Origin of the sequence: Aporhodopirellula aestuarii, assembly GCF_023701485.1 — a bacterium.
Lineage (GTDB): Bacteria > Planctomycetota > Planctomycetia > Pirellulales > Pirellulaceae > Rhodopirellula > Rhodopirellula aestuarii.
The window spans coordinates 162,495-189,245 of record NZ_JAMQBK010000008.1 but is presented as its reverse complement, the minus strand read 5'-3'; the positions used below and the strand labels follow the sequence as shown (position 1 = coordinate 189,245).

General features: G+C 57.6%; 18 protein-coding genes and 1 tRNA gene. 5 read left to right on the top strand and 14 right to left on the bottom strand.

Annotation, left to right across the window (positions count from 1 at the left end; translation table 11 throughout):
* Window positions 1-105 precede the first annotated feature (105 nt).
* Together NB063_RS02195 and NB063_RS02190 are read left to right on the top strand one after the other, a co-directional pair.
* Window positions 106-993, top strand: coding sequence for a hypothetical protein (locus NB063_RS02195; RefSeq protein WP_250927092.1), 888 nt, complete (start codon window positions 106-108; stop codon window positions 991-993).
* Window positions 994-1,282: 289 nt separating this feature from the next.
* On the top strand, window positions 1,283-2,251 hold the full coding sequence (locus tag NB063_RS02190) for an NAD(P)-dependent alcohol dehydrogenase (protein ID WP_250927091.1): 969 nt from the start codon (window positions 1,283-1,285) through the stop codon (window positions 2,249-2,251).
* On the opposite strand, the gene NB063_RS02185 is transcribed toward NB063_RS02190, so the two are convergent.
* Window positions 2,229-2,612 carry a DoxX family protein gene (locus NB063_RS02185; protein WP_250927090.1) on the bottom strand — a complete coding sequence of 128 codons (384 nt, stop codon included), beginning with the start codon at window positions 2,610-2,612 and terminating at the stop codon, window positions 2,229-2,231. The genes NB063_RS02190 and NB063_RS02185 overlap by 23 nt on opposite strands.
* Before the next feature lie 165 nt (window positions 2,613-2,777).
* Here NB063_RS02185 and NB063_RS02180 point away from each other — a divergent pair, with 165 nt between their 5' ends.
* Window positions 2,778-3,806, top strand: a complete 1,029-nt coding sequence (locus NB063_RS02180; protein ID WP_250927089.1) for a DUF1570 domain-containing protein — start codon at window positions 2,778-2,780, stop codon at window positions 3,804-3,806.
* A gap of 89 nt (window positions 3,807-3,895) precedes the next feature.
* On the opposite strand, the gene NB063_RS02175 is transcribed toward NB063_RS02180, so the two are convergent.
* From NB063_RS02175 to NB063_RS02155, 5 genes are all read right to left on the bottom strand, one after another.
* Entirely contained in the window at window positions 3,896-6,184 is a 2,289-nt protein-coding gene (locus NB063_RS02175) for an HlyD family efflux transporter periplasmic adaptor subunit (RefSeq protein ID WP_250927088.1), read from the bottom strand.
* Window positions 6,185-6,205: 21 nt separating this feature from the next.
* The gene (locus NB063_RS02170) at window positions 6,206-8,422 is read right to left on the bottom strand and encodes an HlyD family secretion protein (protein WP_250927087.1); all 2,217 of its coding nucleotides are present in this window, start codon (window positions 8,420-8,422) and stop codon (window positions 6,206-6,208) included.
* 142 nt (window positions 8,423-8,564) lie between these two features.
* Window positions 8,565-9,494: an aminotransferase class IV gene (locus NB063_RS02165; RefSeq protein WP_250927086.1), complete on the bottom strand. Its 930-nt coding sequence runs from the start codon at window positions 9,492-9,494 to the stop codon at window positions 8,565-8,567.
* Window positions 9,466-10,587, bottom strand: a complete 1,122-nt coding sequence (locus NB063_RS02160) for a fatty acid desaturase family protein (protein WP_250927085.1) — start codon at window positions 10,585-10,587, stop codon at window positions 9,466-9,468. Before NB063_RS02160 ends, NB063_RS02165 begins: the two co-directional genes overlap by 29 nt.
* Window positions 10,588-10,924: 337 nt before the next feature.
* Window positions 10,925-10,998, bottom strand: a tRNA-Met gene (locus NB063_RS02155).
* Between the two features lie 377 nt (window positions 10,999-11,375).
* On the opposite strand from NB063_RS02155, the gene NB063_RS02150 reads away from it, so the two are divergent.
* Window positions 11,376-12,452, top strand: a complete 1,077-nt coding sequence (locus NB063_RS02150) for a beta-ketoacyl-ACP synthase III (RefSeq protein ID WP_407652530.1) — start codon at window positions 11,376-11,378, stop codon at window positions 12,450-12,452.
* Window positions 12,453-12,511: 59 nt separating this feature from the next.
* On the opposite strand, the gene NB063_RS02145 is transcribed toward NB063_RS02150, so the two are convergent.
* Window positions 12,512-13,042: a shikimate kinase gene (locus tag NB063_RS02145; RefSeq protein WP_250927083.1), complete on the bottom strand. Its 531-nt coding sequence runs from the start codon at window positions 13,040-13,042 to the stop codon at window positions 12,512-12,514.
* A 54-nt stretch (window positions 13,043-13,096) separates the two neighbouring features.
* On the opposite strand from NB063_RS02145, the gene NB063_RS02140 reads away from it, so the two are divergent.
* Entirely contained in the window at window positions 13,097-14,491 is a 1,395-nt protein-coding gene (locus NB063_RS02140) for a hypothetical protein (RefSeq protein ID WP_250927082.1), read from the top strand.
* 115 nt (window positions 14,492-14,606) lie between these two features.
* Here NB063_RS02140 and NB063_RS02135 read toward each other — a convergent pair whose 3' ends face one another.
* The 7 genes from NB063_RS02135 to ybeY form a co-directional block, all read right to left on the bottom strand.
* Window positions 14,607-15,980, bottom strand: a complete 1,374-nt coding sequence (locus NB063_RS02135; RefSeq protein ID WP_250927081.1) for a hypothetical protein — start codon at window positions 15,978-15,980, stop codon at window positions 14,607-14,609.
* 216 nt (window positions 15,981-16,196) lie between these two features.
* On the bottom strand, window positions 16,197-18,329 hold the full coding sequence (locus NB063_RS02130; protein ID WP_250927080.1) for a hypothetical protein: 2,133 nt from the start codon (window positions 18,327-18,329) through the stop codon (window positions 16,197-16,199).
* Window positions 18,330-18,331: 2 nt separating this feature from the next.
* On the bottom strand, window positions 18,332-20,359 hold the full coding sequence (locus tag NB063_RS02125) for a multiheme c-type cytochrome (protein WP_250927198.1): 2,028 nt from the start codon (window positions 20,357-20,359) through the stop codon (window positions 18,332-18,334).
* 849 nt (window positions 20,360-21,208) lie between these two features.
* Window positions 21,209-23,698 carry a site-2 protease family protein gene (locus tag NB063_RS02120; protein ID WP_250927079.1) on the bottom strand — a complete coding sequence of 830 codons (2,490 nt, stop codon included), beginning with the start codon at window positions 23,696-23,698 and terminating at the stop codon, window positions 21,209-21,211.
* A 136-nt stretch (window positions 23,699-23,834) separates the two neighbouring features.
* The gene (locus NB063_RS02115) at window positions 23,835-24,737 is read right to left on the bottom strand and encodes a thiazole synthase (protein WP_250927197.1); all 903 of its coding nucleotides are present in this window, start codon (window positions 24,735-24,737) and stop codon (window positions 23,835-23,837) included.
* 190 nt (window positions 24,738-24,927) lie between these two features.
* Window positions 24,928-26,220 carry a hemolysin family protein gene (locus NB063_RS02110; RefSeq protein ID WP_250927078.1) on the bottom strand — a complete coding sequence of 431 codons (1,293 nt, stop codon included), beginning with the start codon at window positions 26,218-26,220 and terminating at the stop codon, window positions 24,928-24,930.
* Window positions 26,221-26,277: 57 nt separating this feature from the next.
* Window positions 26,278-26,748 carry an rRNA maturation RNase YbeY gene (ybeY, locus tag NB063_RS02105; protein WP_250927077.1) on the bottom strand — a complete coding sequence of 157 codons (471 nt, stop codon included), beginning with the start codon at window positions 26,746-26,748 and terminating at the stop codon, window positions 26,278-26,280.
* Between the last annotated feature and the right edge of the window lie 3 nt (window positions 26,749-26,751).

The window sequence follows — 26,751 nt, the reverse complement described above, 5'->3', positions numbered from 1 at the left end:
CGCCTCGCACCATTCATTCATCGCGAGCGCAACCTATCAAGTATTCATTTGAGTTCTTATAAAGACTCGTAGAACGCCGCTGCAAAGTTCCCCTGGAGTACACGTATGACTTGGCGGAGTGCAGAAAAATATAAACTGATGGAAGAGCTCGAGTGGCCCGATTACTGGGACGATTACGAGCGAGCGGTGAGTGTCTGCGCTAGCGCCCATGACGAACCCATGAAACGGTTCGGCCTCAACGAATCCGAAGGCGGGCGGTTGCTGCAACATTTGCGTTTGCTCGACCCGAGCGGCGAATGTCTTGCGAGAATCAAACGCTCGCAAGGTTCTCTACATCGGGCCGAAGCGGCATTGCGGAGCAAGCTCGAACTGATGCCTGATGATTGGCGTTCGGACAAGACGTTCCACCGCATGCTGTGTGTTCTCAACATCCGAAACTGTTCGATCTACAAAGAGATCGTGAAGGCATTCGGGAAAATGCACGTCGACAATCGATCGCTTGTCGATCTGATTGCACTCTCGAGAACGCGGATGGGATTTCCTGTGGCGCTCGATTTGGTCGTCCGCGTCGGTACGAAGGAGGCCCGCGGAACGTTGCTCAAGATCGCCCGCAACGTGCAGAACAATCCCGCAAAGACGGCATTGCTCAATGACGCTGCCGTGGCTGTTTCCGTCAAGATCAACGATCGGCATGTGATACCGGTGTTGGTGAACCGTTTGATCACGGCCTATGGCCGACAATCGGAGAAACGCGAGGATGAAGTTTCGTCGATCATCGCCGACCTTTTGGGCGTCATCCAAAACACCCGCGAAGAACTCGCCCCGAAGCTGCTGCAACAACTTGCGGCCCTGGGTGGTGCGGATTCACGAAACGAGTCCGACGATATAGCCAACCCGCAATTAGGGATCGGACAGTCCATCATCTCCCGAGACCTCAGCCCGATCCGTGAGTTGGCCCGACAGGAAATGCAGCGTCGCAAAGTGGCCTCTTAGGAACGGACTCATTTGCCTCACGGCCCCGCGATAACGACAAACGAAGCGAACAAACATCCACGGGTAAGCCGGCACCGACCAATCCTTGGCCTCGATATCTTCGCGTCTACATAGTTGGTGGTTGGCACACGAATCGCTGGGTTCAGTGGAAATCGTGCCGAAAATTACGAGCCGAGTTCGTAGTCGAATTCACCAGGTTTCCATCCTTCCAGGATGCTTGGCGACATTCACCGCGTTATCGAATTTCCGCTCTGAGCGATATCTGCGTTTGATAGACGATTGATGCCCCATGATTGAGGATTTGTCGGACATGCATGCAATTGTTTTTGATGACTATGGAGATGCCAGTGTGCTGCACGCGGCGGACATTCCAATGCCCAAACGTTTGCCCGGACAGATCTTGATTGAAGTATTCGCGACGAGCGTTAATCCGATCGACTATCGGTTGCGGAGCGGCGAAATGAAGGGGTTGCTTCCGGGCGGTTTCCCTCGTGTACCCGGATACGACGTGGCGGGCATCGTCGCCGATTGTGCTGAAGACGCGCCGTTCTCCGCTGGCGATCGTGTCATGGCGTTCTTGAACTCGGCTCGCGGCGGAGCGTGCGCGGACTACGCGGTGTGTGCCGTCGACGCGGCTGCCAAGATCCCAGCGGACATGCCTTTTGAAGATGCCGCTGCAATCCCTCTGGCCGGCACAACGGCGTTGCAATCGCTGCGTGACCACGGACGGATGGAAGCGGGCGATCGCGTTCTCGTCAACGGCGCCAGTGGCGGGGTGGGGATGTTTGCTGTCCAAATTGCCAAAGCGCACGGGTGTCACTGTGATGCCGTCGCCAGTGGCGATAATCGCGAGTTTTGCATCTCTCTCGGTGCTGACCATTTCTACGACTACGAGCAAGTCGACTTTACCGATTCGAGTGAACGCTGGGACGTGATCTTTGACGCGGCGGGTAAATCCGGCTATTGGGATGCGAGAAACGTCATGAATGAGGGTGGTCGATACGTTTCGACAGAACCCGATGTCAAAGGGATGCTGATGACGGCGATTACGTGGCCGTTGTCAAAATCGGGAACCATCATGCTGGCGCACCCGAGATCAGATGATTTGCGCGAACTGATCCGACTGTATCAAGCCGGTCAATTAAAAGTCACGATTGACCGACGATACCCGATGGCGCAGTGCGCCGACGCGCACCGGCGGATCGAGTCTGGCGTCGACCGCGGCAAGGTCGTACTCACTCGCGCTGAGAGGTCCTGATCGCGGCCCAGTAAACCCAGGCAATCAAAAGGAATTGCAGTGGCAGTCGTGCGTAGATCGCCGCTAGGGGGAACGCCGGGAATTGCTCGACGTTCATCGCCATGTGTACGTTGGCGGGGAAAACTGCGATGAGTAGCGCGATCAGGCCCCATCCCGCGGTGCGCCGCAGCGACGGCACGAGCAGCCCAACACCACCGAGGACCTCGAATACGCCTGACACGTAAATCAACATCAGGTGGGCGGGCAGGTAGGGCGGCATGATCCGCCGGTACACCTCAGGGCTCACGAAATGATTGATCCCGGCCACTACAAAGAGTACGCCGAGCATCCAAAGTGAATTTTTTCGAGCGGTCGTGTTCATGGTGCGGAGGCGGTTTTGTTGGCGATGCGTTACAATGAAAATCGAGCGGGTTCGACACGCCTGCGTTACTTATCTGCACGCTTTGCCCCCACCCCCATCTGCATGCTCACGCCAAGCGACTTTTCCCGCCTTCTTTGTCTTTGGATCGCCGTCTCGTTCGCGAGCATGGCTACGGCAGATCAGGTGGTCTTTCGAGATCTTAAAGATGGCAAATTAGTTGGTGAGAAACGAGTGGTCGAAGGCGAGGTGCTGGTCGAAGCCTCTGACGGCGGGGTGATGCTGCAGGGGGATGATGGGCGGATTTGGTCGATTCAGCCAGAGCAAATCACGCACCGTGAAAACGGTCCACCCCCATCGCCGATTACCGCTTCAGAACTTGAAAACCGGATGCTGAGCGAACTGCCGGCCGGATTCGACGCGTTCCACACCGCCCACTACGTGATCATGCATCAGGGGAACACGGAATATGCACGTGACGTGGGCACGTTGTTCGAATCGCTGTACCGGGCATTTTTTACGTTCTGGAAAAACCAACGCGTGTCGCTTGACGAGCCCAAATACCCACTCGTCGCCGTGGTGCTGCGGGACCGCAATGCGTTTCTAAGACACGCCAGTGCTGAGATTGGGGAAACCGCACAAAGCGTGATCGGCTACTACCACCTCGAAAGTAACTGGATGACGACTTACCGCGTCGCAAACATTGAACGTAACATCGCCACGATCATTCATGAAGCCACCCATCAGCTCGCCTATAACTGCGGGCTGCAGACACGATTTGCGGACAACCCGATGTGGGTCAGTGAAGGTTTGGCGATGTTTTTCGAGTCGCCCGACCTGAGCAATCCTCGCGGATGGCGAGGCGTGGGCCGAGTCAACATCGTCAACCTGAAGCGTTGGCGACGCTATCAACCCAAACGCCCATCGGATTCGCTGGTCACTATGTTCGCGGACGACTCGAGGTTCCGATCGGCCGCGACGGCCGAAGACGCCTACGGTGAGTCTTGGGCGATGACCTATTTCGCGATCCGAACCATGAAAGAGGAATACATCAAATACCTGCAGGAGCTCAGCAAGAGTGAACCGTTGCGAGAACGAACCGGTCGCGAGCGAATTGAAATGGTCGAATCCGCATTCGGCATGTCTGTCAAAGAGCTTGACGAGAAGTTCGTGAACTATATGATGCGAGTTCGCTAACGCATTGTTGAAAAAGACGCAGTCTTGATAGGTAGATACGTGCGCCAGAACGCGGTCCACCGTCCAGCGACGGTCGCTACAGAGATGGGCTAACGGAAACGAAAGACTCCCGCGAAGCATTCTGCGACACGTTGCCAAAGGCTCTGCGGTGCGACCGGTATCTTGACCCTTCCGCTGCCACCGACCAACCACGTCGGCGCGGCGCGTCCGGATTCGGAGTTTTCGCTGTGGCTCGCGTTTTCGATCGCGATCGAAACAAGGTATCGCGTTTCCGGCGTCCACCGAGTGCGGGCAGCATCGGGATGATCGCGACGAACCGAGTCCACCTGCGGCTCGAAAGTTTCTTCGGAGATTTCGACTACTTTGCCCGTGAACCGTTCGGTCGGGGCGGCGTCCCAAATTACCACCGCCGGGCTACCGACATCGATCCGGTCGGCCTCCGCGGCATCAACGGCAACCTCAGCAACCCAATCGTTGGGATCCGCGATACTGAGCAGTTCCGTTCCCGGTGTGAAAACGCAACGGAGGTTTTCCGGATCGGTCGGCTTCCCGGACCAGGAGGCGAGCCGCACTCCGGTGCGTGCGGTGGTTGGCAAGTGCTCGACATCCGGCTCCAGTGAGTCCCCGTCGAGATCCATCGTGCCTGTCCCGATTGCGTCGCGATTGCCTGCTGCCGCAATGACGACTCCCGATCGTGGTGCGGTGATGGAGAGAGCGACTTGCTTCTTTTCGATCGTGGCGACTTCATCTCGCAGCTGGGCGAGCGACTCATTCGCTGCCGCCAGATGCTCGGCGGCCTCCGGGACGAGCGTTTGAGATTGCCGAAGCGATTCGATCCGGCGTGTTTGCTGTTCGAGCCGCCCCTCGGCGTCGATGAGTTGTTGTTCGAAGGTCGGATTTTCTAACCTCGCGAGTAGATCGCCCTGCTCCACTCGTTGACCAGGGCATACATGCAATTCGGCGAGTTCCCCACCGGACACGACGTAAACGCGTGTTTCCTCCTCCGGAACCATCCTTGCGAGCGCGACCACGTTTCTTGGCAGCTCGATGAATCCGAACGCGATCAAGCACGCAGCCACCCCCGTAGTCAGCATCAACCGTGACATGCGAATTTTCCTTCGGTTCGATGGGTTAGACAAGAATTTTCGCAACGGAACCACTGCGGCAGCCAACATACAAGCCACGGCCGCAACCGCCGCGATTTGACCGAGGATTTCGAGTCCGCAAGGACGCAGTGCCATCCAGACAAAAGTAATAATCGCGAACATCAGTAACCATCGGTAGGCAACCGCGGCCACACCATAAACGAGCAACCACATCGAACGGTCGACGCGTTCGATGACGGGCTGATCGTCGGTGACGCCGAGGCAGGTTCGACGCAAGCACCCGGTCAACCTGCGATTCGCACGAACGCCGAGATTGGGAACGTCGGTCAAATCAGACAAGAGATAGTAACCGTCGTATCGCAACAGCGGGTTCGCATTAAAGAACACGGTACTGATCCCGCAAACGACGATCACATGCGAGGCGATCGTGTGCACCAGGCCGGGGGATGAAGCGAACCAAACCCAGACGCATACCGACGCGATCAATAGCTCCGTCGCAATCCCCGCCAACGCAACCGCCGCGCGTCGCCAACGACTCGCCAGCATCCATGACTGCGATGTGTCACAGTACAACGCCGGAGTAAACACCAACAGCATCAATCCGATGCTCCGGGAACGAGCTCCAAATCGCTCAGATACCGCAGCGTGTCCGAGTTCGTGAGCAATTTTGGTCAACGCAATGATGCCCGCAAGAATCAACGCATTTTGCATCGTCAGCCATTCTCCCGCCGATGGCAGCTCACTGACGAATCGATCGTACTGAACCAACATCAAAACAAATGATGCAGCCACGAAGATGAACCCGGTGACGACTCCGATGCGAGATAGCAATGGGTTGGTCAGCGGTACGAGCCAACGCATCACGGGCGCGGGATCGACACCGGGGAAGCGGATAAACAACCATTGAGATACAGCGGCGAGCCAGCGTTTACGGCGTTCTTGATCCAAACGCAGCAACAGCGTGGCCCCTTGCCCGGGGGCGTGCGAGATCGTCAGCCCGCTCTCGTGAAAGCGGAACAACAACGCGTTGATCTGCGCAGGAGTGATGCGGCGGTTGGGGTACCTTCGTTGGTACTCGTCTCGTAGTTCGTCTAGCGAAACGTTGCCGTCGAGCCGGCAGAGAAAAAAGTATTCGTCTTCCCGCAATCGATGATATTTGCCCGCAACGGGATCGTGTACGTTCACGCTCGCGGCATGACGATGCGAAACCCGGACGGCCTTGAGTCCGACCTGATGTCGCACGCCGAGGCGTCGACTCGTGGATGATTGCACACCGCTCACTTGGTCAGCACCTCAGCGAAAGCGGAACAAAACGTGACGGTGCCACCACGCGACCAACTCATCACTGAGTGAATCGATCAGGCGTCGCGGCGAACAAACGATTTTCGCCGTGACATCGACATCACCACGGAAACCATCTTGGCGAAGCGGTCCGTTTGAATCTGGCAAAACCGAAGCAACCACATCGACCACGTTGGTCGCATCGGCGCGACGCCTCGCAACACCCCCGATTTGTGCCACCACGGCATCGTAAGTTTGCGTCGGCTGGGACGCGATCGCAAACCGGACGGGCAGTTTTTTCCCGCCATGATGGATACGCATGACTTCGCCCGCATTATCTTCGGGAAGTTTGAGGTCGAGTTCCCATTCGCCTTCGGGAGCCACGATTGCGAACAAACGATCCCCGCGACTGACGGGTCGCGAACGGAGCTTTTCGTCAAGACGCCAGCCCACGATGACGCCGCTGATCGGTGCTCGGATCGTCAAGTCTTCCTGCATCGAAGCGTTAATTTTCAGTCGTCTGCCGATCGTCCGGATTTCGCTTTCGAGTGTCGCCTGCTCGATCGCCGTTTGGGCAGCCCGGCGTGGGTCGTCGTTTGCAGCCAACTGCATCGCACGCAACGACGCGAGTTTTTCGGTAGCGGTGGCGAGTTGCCCAGACAGAGACTGTGTTTCGCGTGCGATTTCGGCGTTCTCAAGACTGACCAGCACGTCACCTGTCTCGACTCGTTGTCCATCGCGCACGTGCATTAGGTCAACGACGCCGTCAACGGTCGCAAAGACCGCTCGTCGCTCGACCGGGCGTGCGACTCCGGTGGCAACGACGGTGTGGTCGACACGAATAAACCATGATGCGGCAGCGAGACCAGCCAGGAACAGGATGATCACGATCGACCAATTGCGAATCGCAGCCTGGGTCATCCCGGCAAGTGGTCGGCGCATTGGCAAGACGAACACGTCGTTATAACGGATCGCATTGCCGAGCGCCGTGGACGCCTCCTGGCAGACCTCGGTCATGGCCGACGTGAGGCCGCTCGATTCACCGGAGAACGTCTCTAGCATCAGCATCGCGATCGGCGAACTCTCATCCCTGCTCGCGGTTTCGCTACCCGTATCGAATCGTTCGTTTGCAACTTGCTGCAGTGCGGCGTCAGGACGCGACGGTCTGGCCGCAAAGATCGGCAGCACCGTCACGCTAAGCACGCCCGATTCATCGAGATAGTCTTCGAGAGCTTCGACGACTTGCGGCGGTAATTCGTCTACGCGTTTGTCATGGACCTTGGACTTTTCGTCTTGAGTCAATCCTGGCTCGACGGGCGGGGGCAAGACGACCGGCTCACCCAAGATCGCAAGTCGATCGGCGAGAGCGTTCATCGTGCGAACCAAAGGGGAGCGGCGATCGACGACGGAAGAACCACTGATTGCAGTCACACGGTATCTTCGATTCTTTCGACGACGTGAGACCGATGTCAATACGACCGCTCGATCGCAAGACAACAAACGTGGTAGTTCCGACGCGATCGTGTACGCAGTCGTCGTCGGATCGAGCGATCCGTGGAAACGACGTAGCGATGCGCGAATGGGCATGTCCCGATCGAACTCGCCGATCGGTAGCATCGACGTGTCACGTGTTGCCCCGTCCGATACAGGGACGAGGGCGTTGGTCTGCGTCGTCTCGTGATTCTCCTCACCGGTCGATGGCCGTGACTCGATGTGGAAACGACTCGCCCGAACCGCGTCACCCGTGGAGGCTAGCATCCGCATCGCCGGCAATATTTCGGTCGCATCTCGTTCGTACGGCTGAACCACGAGCAGGCTGCACCGAATCGGTTCGGGCATCAACTCGGCAGACAGCCCGCCGCACGTTCCTGCTTCCGCCCCAGCCATGACAATTCCCGCCGCGGCAGGGTCGCAAGCGATCGTGGTGGATGTCACCGACGGCGTGGACGTTTCCAAAAGATGTCGGATTTGCTCGCGATCGATTCCGCGAGCGAGATTCTCATCGCGGATCAACATCCGCGGCTGTCCCCACGTCGTGTCCTGAACCGCCACCAGTGGCGATTTCATCCACTCACCCAAATGGGCAGCGACCCACTGCAAGAACTCGTCTCGGGAACTTGCCTTCGCGGCCAACTCACTCACCGCAGCCGCGACATCGATCGGCGCCGCAGGCGAATTCGTCTGAGCGTCGGTAGCGGAACCCGGAGAGGAAGATGTGGGAATGGCCATGCTTCCCAGAATACTCGCGTCGGGCAAAGCCGTCGCCTTTTGTCTGGCAAAAACTCGCACCGCTGCGAGGTTATTACTTCCACGACGGTGTGTTTGGTATGTGAGCTACGCACTCGACGGAAGAAAACCGCGCGCAGTCGAGTCACGCAATCCCTGGAAACCCACTCTGCAACCGCCTGACAATACTGCCAATTTCAGGCGTCTTAAATCGACGAATCACTGTCGCTTGGCCTTCGCGAATTTCCGAAACTTCGCTGGCAAACCACAATCCGGTGTCCGTGCCCATCAAAAGCATCGCCTCGGCATCCAGAATCATGGACGTGGTCAACGGTTTTCGCTGCGTCGCGATCCCCAGCGAACCGGCGTGCTTGACCACAAAGGCTTGCGTCACACCGGGAAGAATCCGTTCCGCCGGGGCCAACACCAACTCCCCGCCGATGACGAGCCCGATGTTGGCAACCGACGACTCCGTCCAACTGCCGTCGGAATCCCTGAGCAGGCCGGTCGATCCCGGAGCGGCGTCGCTGGCGTGCGTGTCTGCGATGAAATAGTGCAATCGGCAACGGACTTTTGCCTGCCGCGGCCAACTCGCTTGATCGGGCTGAACGACCTCAGTCAACACAACCGGCTGCCCGATCGATCGTCGCTTCTCGCCGGCCTCGTGATCGATGGCGTTGAGATGCATCGCCATCGTGGGCTTCGAACCGATCCGATCGCCTGGGGTCGCCCACGCGGTTATGCCGACGTCACGCTGCGCCGCAATCAACGCGTCGTTGCGATCGAGCAACTCCCGCATCCTCCGGTCGAGCGTTTCCACGGAAGGGACGTTCGCAATGCCAACGAGGGCGAGCGTGTTGCGAAAACGCTGCCAATGTTCGGCTGGCAAAAAAGGCTGGCCATCGTACGTTCGCAAACGTTCGACGGCCGTGACGGCTTGACGAAAACCGAGATCGTCGACCGGTAATCGGATTTCCCGGTAAGGCAGCCAACCGTCTTGGCCGATCCGTTCGCAAACAAAGTGGGCGTGATGGTTTTCGAAATCGTCAGGAGCCGACGGCGGTTGCTCGTTCATGGGAGCCCATCATAGCACGCGACTGTTTCGCGCCACGCGCCCGGTTCCACAATTTCACGATTGCCGAAGTAAGCGACACTTCCGATGTCTGGTGATAGATCGAATCAGCGGGCAACCCCTCGGTCAATCGACGGTGGGCTTCCCCAAGATTGTGATAGGGCAAGCGCGGAAACAAGTGATGGAGTGCGTGATACCGAGTCCCGATGGGTCCCCACAACTCGGTGAACCATGGGCGTTCGGGAAAGTTAACGCTGTCGAGCAATTGCTGCTCAAACGTCATTTCGCCGCCGTCGTTGTTCCAACGGTGAGCCCCCAGGGTACGAAACTCATTCAGAATCAGGATTCCCACCCCAACGCTATAGGCGATCAACCAGAACGGATCGAGCCATCGGTCGCGCATGACTCCACCACGGATCAGGAACCACACGCACCATGCAAAACACAGTACTTCTTGCATGATGACGATTCGCATCAGTTTTGGCGACGCGTCGGGCCGTTCATAAAACGGGTCCACTAACATCGTTGACATGTGACGGTGCACAAACGGTCGCAATCGCGGGAACACCCAACAGATGGGACTGATCACGGCAAACCGCAACAAAGCCAACAGCGGCAAGAACAATGCTTGGACGATAAAACCGACAATCAACCAAGGACTGCGGTGACTCAGTGGCAGGTACTCACCGTCATGGTCGGTCCCGTAATGTTTTCGCCGATGGTGATCGACGTGCGGATAATACAGAAACGAAGGGACGAGGAAAAAAATCCCACACAACGCGTTCCACGCGATGCGAAAGAACGTGAACCCTTTTTCCGGCAAATGCACCAACTCGTGAATGAACATCAACGCCCGCATGTACAGCACCACGGTGACGACGTAACTGACACCGATCACGGCGATCACCCACGGGGTGAAACCGTAAAAATACGGTGCCCAGAACATCGCGTGCAGCGTCAGGTGCCCGAGAATGATCGAGCACAGAAAGTCGACCCAATAAATCGTCTGATTGGGTCGCTGCAGATCCGCGATCAACGATCGGGCTTCTGAAAATCGAAACGGGTGACAAGTCGGTGATTTGATTGGGTGGTTCATTCAATCGATTCCGCGGCAGCCGGCATCAAACGGAAGAAAAATTCAATCGATCTTCGCGCCCAAATCTACCTCCGGTTTGGCAGTCTCGCAAAATCACGATTAACAAAAACAATCCACCAAAAAACATGGAAATGCGTCAAGCTGAGCGCATGATCACTAGTCCCTAAGGAAGTCAAGACGCCGTTATTGCGAGATACGGGCTGATGTCGCACCATCAATTAGATGGCAAATCGGCCGAGAAAGCCGACAGAGAGAATATCGCCGCCGTGAGGCGGTCCGATACAGCGGCGTTTTTAAAGAAGACGCGTGCTATTTTCGCTCGACGCGACGCCAAAAGTAGCGATGAGCGGACTCGAACCGCTGACCTAAGCCTTATGAAGACTCCGCTCTAACCGACTGAGCTACATCGCCTTGAAGATCACGAAAACGTAACCGAACGTTTCGCGGTCGCAAACCCGAGAGAGCACAAAAATGCCATTCAGGTTCGCCTGCGAAAACAGGTATCGTCTTCGAGAAGGCGGAAACTTACGACAATTCTCCTCATTTGAAAAGACGTCTCTTTGCCGTCTTCCTAAATCGCTAGATATGTCGTGATTGCAATCGTTTATGTATATTCGGCATCGACGCCCTCGCAAACCTTTTTGCGACTTTGAATCCCTGAAATCGAGGAAAGTTGGTTGCACACCGAACCGGCTAACGAACCGCCCCGCACATCCGTTCCTTCCGCCAAAAATCAAACTTCGGGCGGGTCACCCGCCGGAGGTGACAGCAGCGGCACCACTGGCGCCGTGCATGCACGGGGGACCGTTACCGCTCGCGGACGGCTGGGACAGATCGGCGGGATTCGCATCGCAGGCACGGGTTCCTACGTACCTGAAAATTGCGTCACCAACGAAGACCTCGCGGCACTCGGGTGCGATAGCGACTGGATCATCCGTCGCACGGGGATTCGGGAGCGAAGGCACGCAGCCCCCGACCAGGCCACCAGCGACATGTGCTACGAAGCTGCACGACGCTGTTTGGAAAATGCGGGCGTGAAAGTCGAAGACATCGACCTGATCGTGGTGGCGACGATCACCCCGGACACTCCAACGCCCTCGACCGCCTGCCAAGTGCAAAGTCGTCTGGGAGCATCAGCCCCCGCGATTGACCTCTCGGCCGCTTGCTCGGGATTCACGTACGCACTCGTGACCGCGGCGCAATTCGTCGCAACCGGCAACGCCGAGAACGCCTTGGTGATTGGTGCCGACTTGATGAGCCGGACGATTGATCCGGAAGACAAAAAAATATTCCCGCTGTTTGGAGATGCCGCCGCGGCAGCTCTCGTGACTCCCTCGCATCCTGCGTCCGATGTGCCCGAGGAAACAACGCCCCAGGCAGCGGACGACAACGCCCCGTTGACGGACGGCATCATCGCCTACCAACTCGGCAGCGAAGGTTGCTTTGGCGACATGCTGTGCATCAACGCCGGGGGTTCTCGTCAGCCGCTGACGCCGGAACGTTTCGAGGCCGGCGAACACTACATGAAGATGGACGGCCGCGGCGTTTTCAAATGGGCAGTCCGAGTTGTCGACGAGAGCGCCAAAGACGTGATGGCCCATGCGGGACTCTCCCCAGACGATCTCTCGCTGCTGATTTTGCATCAAGCCAACCAACGGATCATCGACTCCGCGGTCTCTGACCTGGGAGTCGATCCGTCCAAAGTCTTCGTCAACCTCGATCGATTCGGCAACACGTCCGCTGCCAGCATCCCGTTGGCTCTTGACGAAGCCGTCCAGGCGGGACGTTTGAAACGCGGTGACCTGGTATTGATGAGCGGTTTTGGCGCCGGCTTAGCCTGGGGCACGTTGATCCTGCGGTGGTAAGCCCGACGCATTTGGATTGAAAGCGGCAAAACAGGGCCACCCAATCAATCAGCTGAGAATCACTTCACAGCGGCAAACGCCGCCACGATCTCACTAACAATTTCTTCGATCGGCGTCTCTGACGTGTCGATCCGCAGATCGGCGACTTCCCGATAGAGCGGCTCACGGCGAGTCATCACTTCAACAATCTCCTCGGCGACGGGTTTTCCGGTCAACGAAGGGCGTCGCTCGCGAGTCGTCGCATCACCGGTGAGTCGGTCGGCAATGACCGCGGGAGCGGCGTCCAGCCACACGCACCAGCCGCTCGTGCTGATCAACTGGCGATTTTCCGGACGCAGGATCGCACCGCCGCCCAGCGCCACGACCCGTTGCGGCAACTCCGCAATTTCTTGCAAACACTTCGTTTCTCGATCACGAAATCCCGCTTCGCCCTCGGACGCAAAAATCTCCGCGATCGTCGTCCCGGCAGCTTCTTCGATCCCGATATCCAGGTCAAAGAACGGCAACGCGAGATTATCAGACAAAAGTTTCGCGACAGTACTCTTGCCGCACCCTCGATACCCGGTCAAATAGAGATGTGGTCGTTTCATAGGTCGAAACATTAGGCCATCGGATTACGATCGACAACAAGGGTGCGTCAGCAGATGAACGGTAAATTGACTTTGTTCGTGATTGCTGCGATCTCGTTCGTCGCCGTGGACAACCTTTTTGTCAACGGCATCATTGTCGGTGACGCTAACGGGACACAGGTGACGGCGCATCAACCATCGGGTTTGATTGCGGATCTGCCTCGACTCACTCTCACCGCACTTGCCGATGATGAGGCGAGCCAGCCAAGTCAAGCGATTACCGACGAAGACATCCCTGCCGCCTTGCAGAGCGATTTCAAACCCAGCGACATCGCGGCCGCAACCGCGTGGGCCGACCATCTCAATCTCGCCGATTGGTTAGGCCCGCTCGCGCCGCTAGCGCTGTCGCCGTTCTTCGGCGTGGCCTGTCTGTCAGGGCTTGCTCTTTGGGGCCCGGCGTCGATCACCGAGAACGGACTCCTCGGCCCAACCGGACCGCTGCACAGCGTTCCCCTCTTCGTGATTTTTGCGTTGCTGGCACTGCTAACCAGCTTGCCGCGATTATCCAAAGTCAGCAAACCGTTTGCTCAAGCGATGGATCGAGTCGAAGCGTACGCGGTCGTGATCATCTTGCTCGCCATCAAACTCTCCGCCAACTACGCGGGCGACACCAGCGGCATGGACGGCATCGAGTCGATCATGAACGACGACTCGCCCACAGCACTTGTGGGCGGACAAGTTGTTTTTCAAGCCGGCATCCTCAGCTTCACCGCCGAAACGCTGCTGATGATTGCGATGGCGATCAACGTGTTGGTCATCAACAGCGTCAAGTTCTTCTTCGAGTTTTTAGTATGGTTGACCCCATTTCCGACCGTCGACGCCATCTTTGAAGTCTGCAATAAAGCGATCTGCGCGGGCTTGATGGCGATCTACGCGTTTAGCCCAACGCTGGCGACCGCGATTAATCTGTTCGCCCTCCTGATTGCTTTGATCATCTTCCGGTGGACGGCGCGACGGGTGAAATTTTACCGCACGATGTTGCTCGATCCGGTACTCGCTCGATTGTGGCGTTCCTATGCCCTGCCCGGCGCGAACGGACTGATCGTATTCCCACAAGATTCCATCGGCCCATTCCCCGCTAAAAGCTGCTTGCGACTAACATGCGACGACTCCAAATGGTCGCTCGTCCCCGCATCGTCCTGGTCGCCACTTTCGTGGATGCCGATCCCTGGCGGTGGCGGACGCCAAGCCGTCGTGTTGTGTGACAAGACACCACCACGACTCGTCCGTGGATGGCTGACTCATACCGTCGAAGTTCGACTCGCCGACGACGAACCCAACACGTCTCGTCGCTGGACCTTGAAAACAAGCCGGCGACATGACCAACACTTCAACATCCTGGTGGGAACACTACGCCTCGAGATGGACGACGAAACTTCCGAAAAGGAAAACAAAATCGAGTTCGCGTGATCGACATCGTCGATTGCACCCGACTTTGAAAGAACATATCGCTCGACTCACACCTAACGCGGTCGCGGGACGTACACCGCTCCGTTGAGATCACCGCAATTCGTTCAACGCATTTCTAACGTGGCTGCGAGATCGGCTCACTCTGTTCACGCCATGGTTGCAGCCTGCCGATTCGTGCTGCGGGTTCCGCGCCGACATCAACGGGCGACTGCGGTTGCACCGACCCCGGCATGGCGTGTCGCGGCGGTCGGAGGAGCCACAGCAAACCGGTTGTTTGTCCCGAGATCGGAACCGATACGCTATGCGGCGGAGCGACTAGCCGAAGCAGATGCGTCGCGGGTAACCATCTGCCTTTGGATAAAACAATGGGGCGCCCACCTGCTGAAACGACGACATCAGACGGCAACCATTCACGCCCTGAAATACTGCGGCAGGCGCCTTCGACACGCAATTGAGCGGCATAGAGATCGAACCGAAGGGCGAGTGCATCGAAGCCGAAATCGTCTTCGATCGGTACCGTCAGCTCGCATCCCAAGTCCTCGGCCAAGCGTGGCAGGATTGACGCTGACATCCAACCTTCACCCGCCATGAGTTGTCCCGCGACATTGACGGAGCCGTCTCGATCGAGCTGGCAGCGGTCGATCGACACATCGCCGCGACCGGTAACCCGGTGGGGTAAGTCTTGTGTGAGTTGACCGAGATCAATGTTTCGAAAACGGCCGGCGAGCGAAAACGCCCATGGTTCGGCAACAACACCATCTTGCCGTGAGGCTGACATCGTCCCGTCAAAAGTAGCGTCAGAGCCAAGTCGGCCCAAGAACGGAAAGTAATCCGCAATCACATCGAGAGGCATCCGCAGCTCGCCGGTCTGCAAAGACCACGCGGTCACGGGCGGCGACGCCGAGCGATCACGTGTGACCTCGACCATCACACCTTCGCTATCGGGACGCTGCCCGGCGGGTATACAGCGGACGGTCGCCCACACCACGTTGTCACGGGTTTCAAGATAGGTGTCAAAGTCCTGCAGCGTTTGGGCGGTCGACTGGCCTCGCAAAGTCACATCATCGGCGGCGATGCGGACCGGGACACTGGTCAGGTCCGGTCGACACAGGAATCGGTCGTGCACGAGGGAGGCGACATGGTCGAGCATCTCGACCCTGATCTCGGGCTGGCTGAGCCGAATGACTGTGTTTTCGCTCTCCGCGATCCAACACACCGTGCGAATTTTTGCGACCGTACGGAGCGTCTCGGGGTCGGCGAGTCGGACGTCGGACAACCGCCAAGTGGATGGATCGGCCCGCTCAAAATCGCCGATTTGAACGTGTAATCCCGTCAAAAGCTCGACGTGGTTCTCCAACGCGTGGCGGGCCCGGTTGTGGTACCAAGGCGTCCAAGTGACGAGAATTGCGAACATCGTCAGGACGGTGGGCAACGCGCAGCAGCCAACGAACAGCCATCGAGCGATCGCCCGCGTGGTTCGTTCGTGCATAGCAAATGCGTCCTGGACGGGAAAAAAAAGAGATCGGCTGGTCGCAAAACTAACGAATTCCCGCGTTCCGGCGGAAGTGAAGTCGGGCCGAATTCCGCCTCCCAGACGCCCAAAACACCACAAATCCTTGATCGAGAGCGGTCCTAAAACGCCAGGACGCCCCAAACCACCAACGCAGCCCAAACCTTCCCGGTTAGCTTCCCGTCCGTCGCTGGCTCAGAATTTCCAACGGTATTCCATTCGGGTGCCGTAGACGTCCGGAAGGTCGCCCCGCCAACCGTGCATGACGTCGAACCGCAGCAACGTCGCATTGGAAATCGGGAATTGATACCGGGCCCCGAGACCAAACTGATCGCCATCGACGCCAGCGTTGGAATCACCATGTTCGGTCAGGTACGACGCCTCAAGCAGCAATTGTCGATCGAGACGGTTGCCGATCAGATCGACACCGATCGACCCGCCCGCGGTATCCGCCCCGGTCGGATCGAGCGTCGCGAGTCCGTTCAACCCGTCGGTATCAAAGTTGATGCCGGTGTTCCGCAGGATCCCGCCACTGTTGGCTGCTCGGGCAACTGATTGGGGCCGTCCCCATCCGTAGAAGAAGTTCGCATAAGGCACCACCGTCAGCGGCGAAGCGGTGATCAAACTGTTCTCCACCAACAGCAGTCCGCCGTCGGCAGTCCGATCGTCTTTCGCGAGATCCTGTCCCGAGTTGACGATCACGCGGACCGAGTTGCTGACGCGGTCGAAGTATCGCCGCGTGAAACTCGCTGTCATGTTGTGGTAGCTTTTTGCGGGGTTGTTGCGATCTCGCACAAACGCATACCCGGTCTCGATGTAGCCGTCGTAGGCCTCAATGAACCAGGCGTTGCCGAACGCCTGCGCGGCATGATTGTCGGTTCCGAACGCGGCGCTATTGATTTGGTCGACGGCGGCAAAGAACGTCACATCGAAGTTCGCCCAATTCAACAATCGACTGTGTCGGGCCGGCAAGGAGAATGCCGCACCGGTAACGGCATCTTCCATCCAGATCCCGTTTTGAAATAGCAGCGGAACCAATCCGACGGTGAACGGCAGCTCCATCGGAGATGTCCGATCGTAGAAGCCGCCCCAAATCGCCCCCAAATCGCCCTCGAAGAACGCAGTGACGAAATTCGGGTTAATGATACTTTGATAGTCGAGCTCACCATCATTGAGCTGCACCCCAGAAAATTTGCCGGCTCGATCGAGCGGCCCGATGAAACCGTGGAAGCGTTCGGTGTCGGTGACCTTCAAATCCATATCGAGATTCAAACGCGACGACCAATTGTCAGTACGTCCGGCGGCGTTGCGTCCCGCCGCAATCCCGGAGCGATAGTCGCCGTAGAGGTAGAACTGCGGCCGAACCATGTTGTAGGGGCCGAACCAATCAATCCCTCGGGGCGTCATCCCGTCACCGTAAAACGGTCGTCCCCATTCGATCCATGGTGATTGTGTCGGCACCGCGCGTTTGGAATCGTAGATCCACTGCGCGGCGTGCGGGTTATTGTACTGCGAACCCGCCGGCAACGGCGTCGCCGAAAAGTCAGAATAGGAATGATCGAATTGGTTTACGATCGGGTTCATCCCGGCAGCGGCAATGAAGTCATCCGACGACTCTTCCGATGTGGCGCAACCATCGACCATCGGCAAGCGTTGAGGCGGCGTCGAGTTCGTTTCGCTCGCCCCCCAGTCGATCAACGCCGAATGGCTCGACAAATGACAATCAATGTCAAAATCTTCCGGAAACGGATCTCCCTCCACGCCATCAAACGTCGGCAATCGCTGTGGTCGTGACGACGCTAACGCAGACGATCGAACGCCGCTCGATGTCGGCAGCGGCAGTGACAACCAGTCGGGGGCGGACATGGTGTCGGTTGCGCGCAAGTCAAATTCTAAGCGACTAAGTGGTTCGTTGACCGTAACGGAGACTTCCTCGGGAGTGACAGACGTCGGCTCGCTGGGAAGCGGAGCCGCCAACGTCGGCTGTCTGACGAAGAGATCTCGCTTGTCGGTCAGATCGGCCTCAAACAGATCCATCGTTGGCAACGGACGCGGCCGCAAGTCAGCCGCGGCATTCGGACGTGGCGGTAATTGCACTGGCAGCGGCACGCTCAACCAATCCAACTCCGATGGCGTGTGCGTCGTTTGGATCTCGATGTCGTTCGCAACAATCAGGTCGCCTGCACAAGCGAACTGACTCGGCGCCGCAACGAGACCCGCGACGATCATCATCCGCAGTAAATTGCGGCGACGCGACTTCGTTGTTCGCGACTCGGCGAGTTGTGACGTCGATGGATCGGGAACAGCGGTTTGGATGTGGTTCAACATGTCTATCGAACCTCAAATGTGAAGCTGGATCGGCAGATGTCGATCATGTTTTCGTTCATCCGACGCATCATGTCGGGAGTCGCTCCGACCATTCGCATCAGATACATCGGTTCGGTACGGCTGCGCATGCGGACGCTCAATCGATACGTGCCCGGCATGCTGAATGCCGACGCCGGGATGGTGTATTCGGCGATCCGATGATCCAACGGAGCGATGCTGTGCGCTTCCATGCGAATCAAAGGTGGGTGATTGAGAACGCTGACGGGAACGGCGCCTGGTCTCAGGAACACGAGTTGGTCGAGGCTGAAGTTCAGCGGCAAAGGAACTTCTCGGTCAGTTCCGCGAACGTTATTGATCAGGAATTTTGTTTGCAGGTTGAATAAACCCTTGTCGCGCGGGATCCGTCCTTGTGCAACGTCCACGCTGTTCATGTCAGCGAGATCGGCGTTGGAATCGAGGTAACCGGTCTCCCAAACTCGCCGCCCGCTCGGATCGATCAATGCCGCGTTGAGCCACAATTGGGGCTGCGCACCGAGCGAACCGGTTGGCAAGTTGTGCCCGTCACTCGCGTTGTCGACCCGGTATCCAATTTTCAGGGGCGAACCGATTTGCGGTGTCGTGTAGAACACCGGATCGCTGATATGAGCCGCCGCCTCGAGCGTCATCGCAGCCACACCTCGCTTGGCATGAACTTTGACCAGATTCTCATCGATGATTTTTCTCGCATCGATGCGATCGTCCGCTTCGGTCCACGGTTCGGGGAATGTCATTCCAGCTGGAACGTTGTCCTCAAACTCCTTCGTCCCCCATCCCGCGCGGTCGTCAAACGTCAACCATTGACGGGGTGAATACTTCTTGGCTTTCGGATTGTGTGGGAAGATCCCTGGGTGTGCGATCGAGTAGCCCGGCCCCCAAAACGTGTGATTGGAATGCTTCTTAGGTTCACCGTATCGTTTTCCCGAAAGCTCGGCCACGTGGCAATGTTCGTAACCGAGATCCTTGCCCGGTACGGCGCCCATATGACAATCTTGGCAAGTCGCTCCACGCTTCGCAGCCGGTCCTGCCCGGTATTGCCCGTGAACAACTTCCAACCAAATGCCCGGATGCACGGCGACCTGATGACAGGAAACACAAACGTCTGAATTGGTGAGCGGTTCAAAGAAGTAAGAGCCGTTATGAATCTTTTGGCCGGGTCCGGTTTGCGACGGATCAGTCTTGAGTTTGTGCTCTTTGGCAGATGCGAGAGCGGCATAGAGAGCCTGTCCGTCGCCTCCGCGACCAACGGGCGCATGAATGTCGCCGGGCTCGATCCGGCGGTCGCCGTTGCTCCGCCAATAATGTTCGTTGATGCGGTGACAAGAAATACAGGTGACCCCTTCGCGGGCGACCGCGGGTTGGTCGAGCATGCTGACCGTTCGCGGGATCTTGAGCTGGGTGGCGACGGGTGAGTGGCAACGCACGCAGAAAGAGCCAACCGTGCCCTGCGTGAGATCCGTCATCGCTTGTTCAAAACGGTGAAACATCGGGGACACCGATGCGTACGCATGGCTGCTAACGGACCATTCCTCGTACTGTTTCGGATGGCAGGCGCGGCACGACTCGGCAGATGGATAGACGTCTTCGGTCCACAAACCGATGTGCGGATCGTTGGCGTTGTCATTCTTGGCGGGAGTGCCGCCGTCGGCTGCTTTGATTTTCGTTTTCGCGCCGAGGCCCGCGAGAGGATCGACGTCGCCACCTGAGTTGCGTGGTGGCCCCAATGCACCGATCCCGAGCAGGTCGTCTCCCCCGAGCAGGTTATTACCCCGGCGCAGATCATTACCGCCGAGAAGATCGGCGCCGCCTCCGAGCAAGTCGTTCCCACCCAGCAGGTCATCGCTCGAACTGCCGAGCAGATCCTCGTCGTCGCCATCGATCGGCGTGCTGGCGAGTCGGCCGGTCGCGCCCAGCCGTGTCGGCCTCGTGTGCTGTTGCCTCCCGTAGGGATCCGCCGCCTCGACACACGTCGATTGCCAAACCGGCGCAGCCATCAGGAGGCACAGCGTCACAAATGGGAACACACGATAGTGTTTCACGTGTTTATGTTTCATGGGAGCGTGCGGCACGATTGCTACCACCTGCGTTCTCGATGCAATCGGTAGAATCAGACGTGAAGGTGACATACCTCGACTTGATCGACCTGACAGCGGAGCGCACCGTAGCACGATCGGAATACATCGCACGGTCAGCCTAACCGTCAAAGTCAACCACCGGTGAGGCAGCATCAATCACACGCAAAAACAAACGGTTCAGCTGTGAATTTGCTGGGCGGCGTACCTGAGTAACGCGACGTCTCACGCGTTTTCAGAAGCTTTGAAGCTATTAATGTGGAGTTCGCTCCTAGGCTGTGAATTTATCCACGTGGCCGTTCGCTCCCGCGAACGAGCGCACCACTAACCTCCGTTTGCGGATCAAACGGCCACGTTAATTCGCCGTTGGCGAATAAATTCACAGCTATTCCGCGAACGAGCGTTCCCGTATTCCTCGTTTGCGGAGGACATCGATTGTTTTAGTGACGTATTTAACGAAACGACGCGAGCCGTCCGGTAACGCGGGACCGGACGGCTCGCGCCGTTCCGCTACATTGAAACCCTTCAGTTAAACACTCGGCGTCCCGAGAGGCTCCGCTACGTGAGGGGCGATAACTTGAATAAGGCTGCCCGAATGTGTCCAGTGAGTGCTTTGTCGGCGTTAAAAATCGGTGTGGAACCGGACGGCTCGCGCCGTTCCGCTAAGTCTTTCTGCGGTAGGGCGTGAACCATCCGGTTCGGATAAAGCAAGTTTCCAGGTAAGAAAACACCCTAGTCGCAGCCCAGCGCTCCGAGCACGGCTCAACCGAGTCAGTCGAAGTCCGCCGTGGGGGTCGCGTAGAGTAATTCAAAGTCGTGGAAACCACGCTGATTGAGAAACGCCACGATCGCGGAGATGGTGGCGGTTTGATCCGTCGCACGATGAATGGACAGATTGAGGTACCGCACGTCCTCATCATCACTTATCGCGGGAACGATAAGCATCTCGTCATCGTCCCCCGCCATCTCGGCGAGAACATCGTCCGGGGTCAGCACTGAACCGCTGACGTGCGACGCGAAATGATGACTCCGTCGCGTCGGATCGGAAAACCCGAGCAGGTTGGTTTCGTCGACGAGATAGTCATCCAGAAGCGGATACTCCTCGTCGGCATCGTCTTCGGCATCTGAGCCAGCCGGTTCACCTGCCGCGATACGAGCCTGCGCCTCGATGGAACGTTGTTCGACCAAGGCTTGGAAGGCCAGTTCGTCCTGTTGATATCGCTGATACATCCGCCCCACTTCGGCCTGTTCGCCTTCCAGCCCACTCAATACCTCGGCGGTGTACCTTAATTGCAACTCCCGAATCCGCGAAGCAAACACGGCGGCTTGGCGCGGGTCATAGTTGTCGGCATCGAACTGCTCGTATTGTTCTTTGCCGATCTGTTGCCGTTGCTCGAATAAGTCCGGAGCCGAATCGCGTGTGATCCCATCGAGCAGAAGCTTGAGAACGGTCCGGCATTGGATCTGCGACGGTGTGGGCGGATCGAGTGGCGACCACGCTGGCATGTACAACCGCTCGTTCCCCGCTCGCGGCATCTGGAAGTAATTTTTCAACACTTGATCCGCCGCATCAGCATCTGGAGCAGTCGCTCGAATTTGGATCGAGGAATGATGCAGTCCGCTGATCACATCAACGACCGGACCGCCGGGCGAAGGCAACTCTTGCTGCACACCCTCATCGAGTCCCGCCACATCCGGTGCCCGATGGCGTTTGTTAGCGGCGTTATCAGATGCGATCTTTGCAATCCACGTTTCCGCCGGGTCGATCGGCCGAAACAGTCGTCGCATGCGCTCCTGAAACTCTTCATCGGAATCGTCCGCGAACTCGTCATCAAAGAGTTCTTCTTCCTCCGCGTCTGTTTTGTCGGGGTCCTTCGGGATCGATGCCAACCAAACGTTACCGAAACGCGCGTGCGTGAACTTCTTGAGATCGTCGTCTCGCAGACTTCGTTTCGCTGCCTCCAGCTCCGCAGCCGAGTTGAATCGCGCCACCGCGAGATAGGATCCATCGATCGGTTCGGTACCAAGCTGAAACTGCGTGTCGTCAACGTCGAGCGACACGCGGTGCTCGGTCGCATCGAAAAGTTCGTCGTCAAACAAACCGCCCTGGAAAAAATCCCTCCCGATCAAGATCCCAATTCCGCCGAAGATGGCGATCAAGAACGCTCCGCCATAAACCATCCAAATTGCCAACGTGGCACCGATGCCCGGCGGCTTGACGATCAACGATTCGTACATCTGTACAATCATCGCGGCTTTGTTCTGGGTCGGTGTCGGAGCCAGCGGCGTGGATTGGATCTCGTGGTCGAGGAGGTGAATCGCCGCGTCCGGAATTTCGTCCCGCTCGGGCTGTGGCAGCGGGCGATCCCGTAACCGCCGAATCAACTTCGCGATCCGAAAGTTTGTCGGCAACGACATCACCAACGGGATCGCGATAAAGAGAATGAAGATGCTGTTGGTAAAGATCGCAAAGGCGAACATCGCTAGGATACCGAGCATCCTCGCAACAAGCTCCAAGATCGGCGACCGGCTGAAAACGGTCAGATGCATGATCCATCCGCCGTCGAGCGGCATGATCGGTAACAGGTTGAGCGTATTGAGCAACAACCCCATGCCACCAAGTTCCAACATCCAGTCCGTCTCCAACGCAATCCCCGCGATCATCAACGGCAGCGATGCGATGATTCCGGGAACCGGCCCGGCGAGATACACCAGTGCCTTCTTCCAACCCGAAATGTTGAAGTGCCGACCGCTCACGGCGGCTCCCAAGAACGGGATAAAAAACATCTTCACATTGCGGTAACCGAACACCCGCATCGCCACGTAATGTCCGGCTTCGTGAAACAACAACACGACAACCAACATCGATACGATCCACGGGTCCCACCACGCGACACCGGCGGCGACGAAGACGGCGAGTGAAACCAGCAACACGACGAACTTGGTAAACCCGCCGGTTGATTTGTTTTCGATCGCTCGAACGGCGGTAACCAATTCCGATTTCCGCGAATCATCAGGCGTCCAAATCGAACCTGACTGATAAAACTCACGGCCCGACGATGGCGTGCCCTCGATACCAATCGTTGCACCGGAATCATTCACCGCAAACGGATCCGCTGACTCGGACAAGCCGCCGTTGCCGGCTGTGTCTTGAGGTGTCGAATCGACATTTGTCAACGCAGCCGCACCGTTGGCCTCCGATTGGGTTCGCAGCCGGATCGTGGGCCGAATGACAGGACGGATTTCGTTATGCTGGTTCATGCCAATAGGCTAACCGAGCGCCAGATCCGATGCCACTGAGACACACGCCGGTCACAATCTCGCATTTCTTGCCGGCACGATCTGCGAGCCTAGTTCCGAAGCGGTCCAACTACCGCACGTCCAAGTCGGCGTCGAATTACGTGGCGGTCCCGTCGCTTGAGCTACCGTAAGGACGGGTGCTGATCACACCTTCGCTCGGGCTGCTTGCGGTACCGTACAAGCGGGCCGGAATCCGTCCGGCGAGGGCCGCGTTTCGGCCCGCAATGACCCCATGTTTCATCGCCACCGCCATGCGAACAGGATCACGTGCATGGGCAATCGCGGTGTTCAACAGCACCCCGTCGGCCCCGAGTTCCATCGCGATAGCAACATCACTTGCCGTTCCGACACCCGCATCGATGATCACGGGATAATCGGGGTCATCATCTTTGAGATATTCCAAAATGATCTTCAAACTGTTGGGGTTCAAAATTCCCTGACCGCTGCCGATCGGGCTGCCCGCCGGCATCACACTGGCGGCACCCGCTTTTTTCAGCCGAACCGCCGTGATCGGGCAATCGCTTGTGTAACACAACACGGAAAACCCATCTTCCACTAGCTTTTCGCACGCGATGACCGTTTCGACGGGGTCGGGCAACAACGTTTTTGAATCACCGAGCACCTCGAGTTTGACCCAATCGGCACCTGGATTACCTAGCGTTCTGAGAATTTCACGCCCCAAGCGGGCAGCCCGAACCGCGTCGGTGGCGGTGTAGCACCCCGCCGTATTGGGAAGCAGCGTGTATCGTTCGGGATCGAGAAAATCGAGAATGTTTTGGCCGGTTTTGTCATACAAACGCTCGCGGCGGACCGCGACGGTGACGCAGTCGCTGCCTGACGCGGCTAATGAATCCCGCATTTGATCCATCGAATCGTATCGCCCCGTGCCGACGATTAAACGGCTTTTCAGCGTGTGATTGCCGATACGAAGCGGACTATCGTCGGGCAAACCGGTCGCGTCGGATTGGTTGCTGGCGGGGTTGGATACGGGAGATGCCATGGGCATTGCGATTCACCAGGTGCGTGGGATGCGGTTTCGATCGTTCCCAATTGTTGCAGGTCGGCAGAAAAGCGGAAGGGTCGAGACAACGGCCGCGCCGAACTGTCTCAGCACGTGAACCGAGCCCAGCCTGAGGGCACGACGTTCACCGCCCAACGCGATAATCCAACCGGTCTATGAGGCTTCTGACCTATCCCGCCCACTGCGAGACACCGTTACCACGCCGGAGCTGCATCGATTCGATTTTGCGATTGGTGGCCCGCAAAATTTCAATCTCCAAATTCCCGAGTTTCAACAGGTGACCCGCGTCGGGAATCGATCCCGTGTTATACAGCACCCAGCCCGCGATCGTTTCGTAGTCTTCACTCTCGGGGATGTCCCAGTGCACCTGTTCGTTGAGATCATCGATCATCACCCGGCCATCGACTTCGATCGTGTTATCGTCAATCACACGAATCCCGTACTCTTCTTCTTCGTCAGACTCATCAACGATCTCGCCAACGATCTCTTCGAGAGCGTCTTCGATCGTCACAACGCCTGCCGTTTGCTGGAACTCGTCGACCACAATCGCCATGTGCGAACGGTTGTGCAGAAACTCCATCAACAACGCTTCCACACTGCGGTCCTTCGGTACCGACCAAGGTCGACGACACAACTCCACGATCGGTTGATTGGGCAACCCGTCGGAAACCAAAAACGGCAATAAATCCTTGACGAACAGAATCCCAACAACGTTATCGATGTTGGCTTCGTAGACCGGATAACGGGTTCGGCCACTCGCGATGATCTTGGCAACCGCGTCCTGCCACGTGCACGTGGCGTCGATCGCTTCAACGTCACCCCGCGGGGTCATGATATGCCCGACGGTATCTTCGTGAAGCTCCATCACGCCTTGAATCATTTCTCGCACGCCTGGACCGAAGTAACCTTCACGTGTTCCCGCGGCTACGATCGTGCGAATTTCATCTTCAAGCTGTTCCTCGTCTTCGTCTTCGGTCTCGAGCTTCCCGGCGAGCCGACGCGTCACAATCTCGAGAACTTCGCCCGGCGCTTGCAACGGCCGCATGGTAATCGACAACGTGAACCAGAACGGCCACGTGTAATACAACAATGGTGCCGAAGTGAAACGCGTCACCGCGGCGGGCAACCAGAGATGCGTGAGCATCATCAACAGCCCTGCCACAATCCCCCACGCGACCAATGTTTGACGCTCTTCGCCGTAATGGTCGATCACGGCGATCGTTCCGAACATCAAGAACAGAACCGTGCCGATCATCCGCAAATATTCGCTGCCCCGGATCGCAGCGTCCTGATGATCGAGCACCGAACCGAACCGGTCTCGGTTCTTCTTCACTCGGCAGTAGACTTCAAACGATCGACCGGCAAACCCGTCGAGCAGTTCGACGCCGAGACCGCCAATGCTGCCGAGCAGAAAACCAGAAATCGTCCAGGCCACGGCGACCCAGAATGGAAGTTCAGTCATGAAGAGTGAGTGTGTGTGTGAAAAGGGCAGAGGGTTTGGGAGTTGGGAGTTGGGAGATCAGGGGGTGGCTGGTTTACTGGCTGGCATCTGGAGTGCCTTTCGTTCGGCTTCTCGCATTTCTTTTCGTGTTTCTTCGTCGGTGTCGTCGAAGCCGACTAAGTGCAACGTCCCATGGATCACGTACAGCAACAACTCTTCAGCGACCGACCATCCCACGTCGACCGCTTCGCTCGCCGCGGTATCGATACTAACCACTAATTCGCCTTCGACGACCGGAGGCTGCAACTCATACGGGAAGCTGATCACATCGGTCGGGTAATCATGCTGCAGAAATTCCCGATTGATCTCGTGAATCGTCGGATCGTCGGTCACTCGGACGCCGACTCGGCAATCGGTGCAATTCCCGATCGATGCGGCTCTGCGTACCGCCGATTCGATCTCCGCGATCCCGAGCGGGTGCTCTGGCGTGGAGTGCTCGCGAACCTTTTCGCGGACGCGAGCGTCGATCGTGATCTCAATCTCACTCATCAG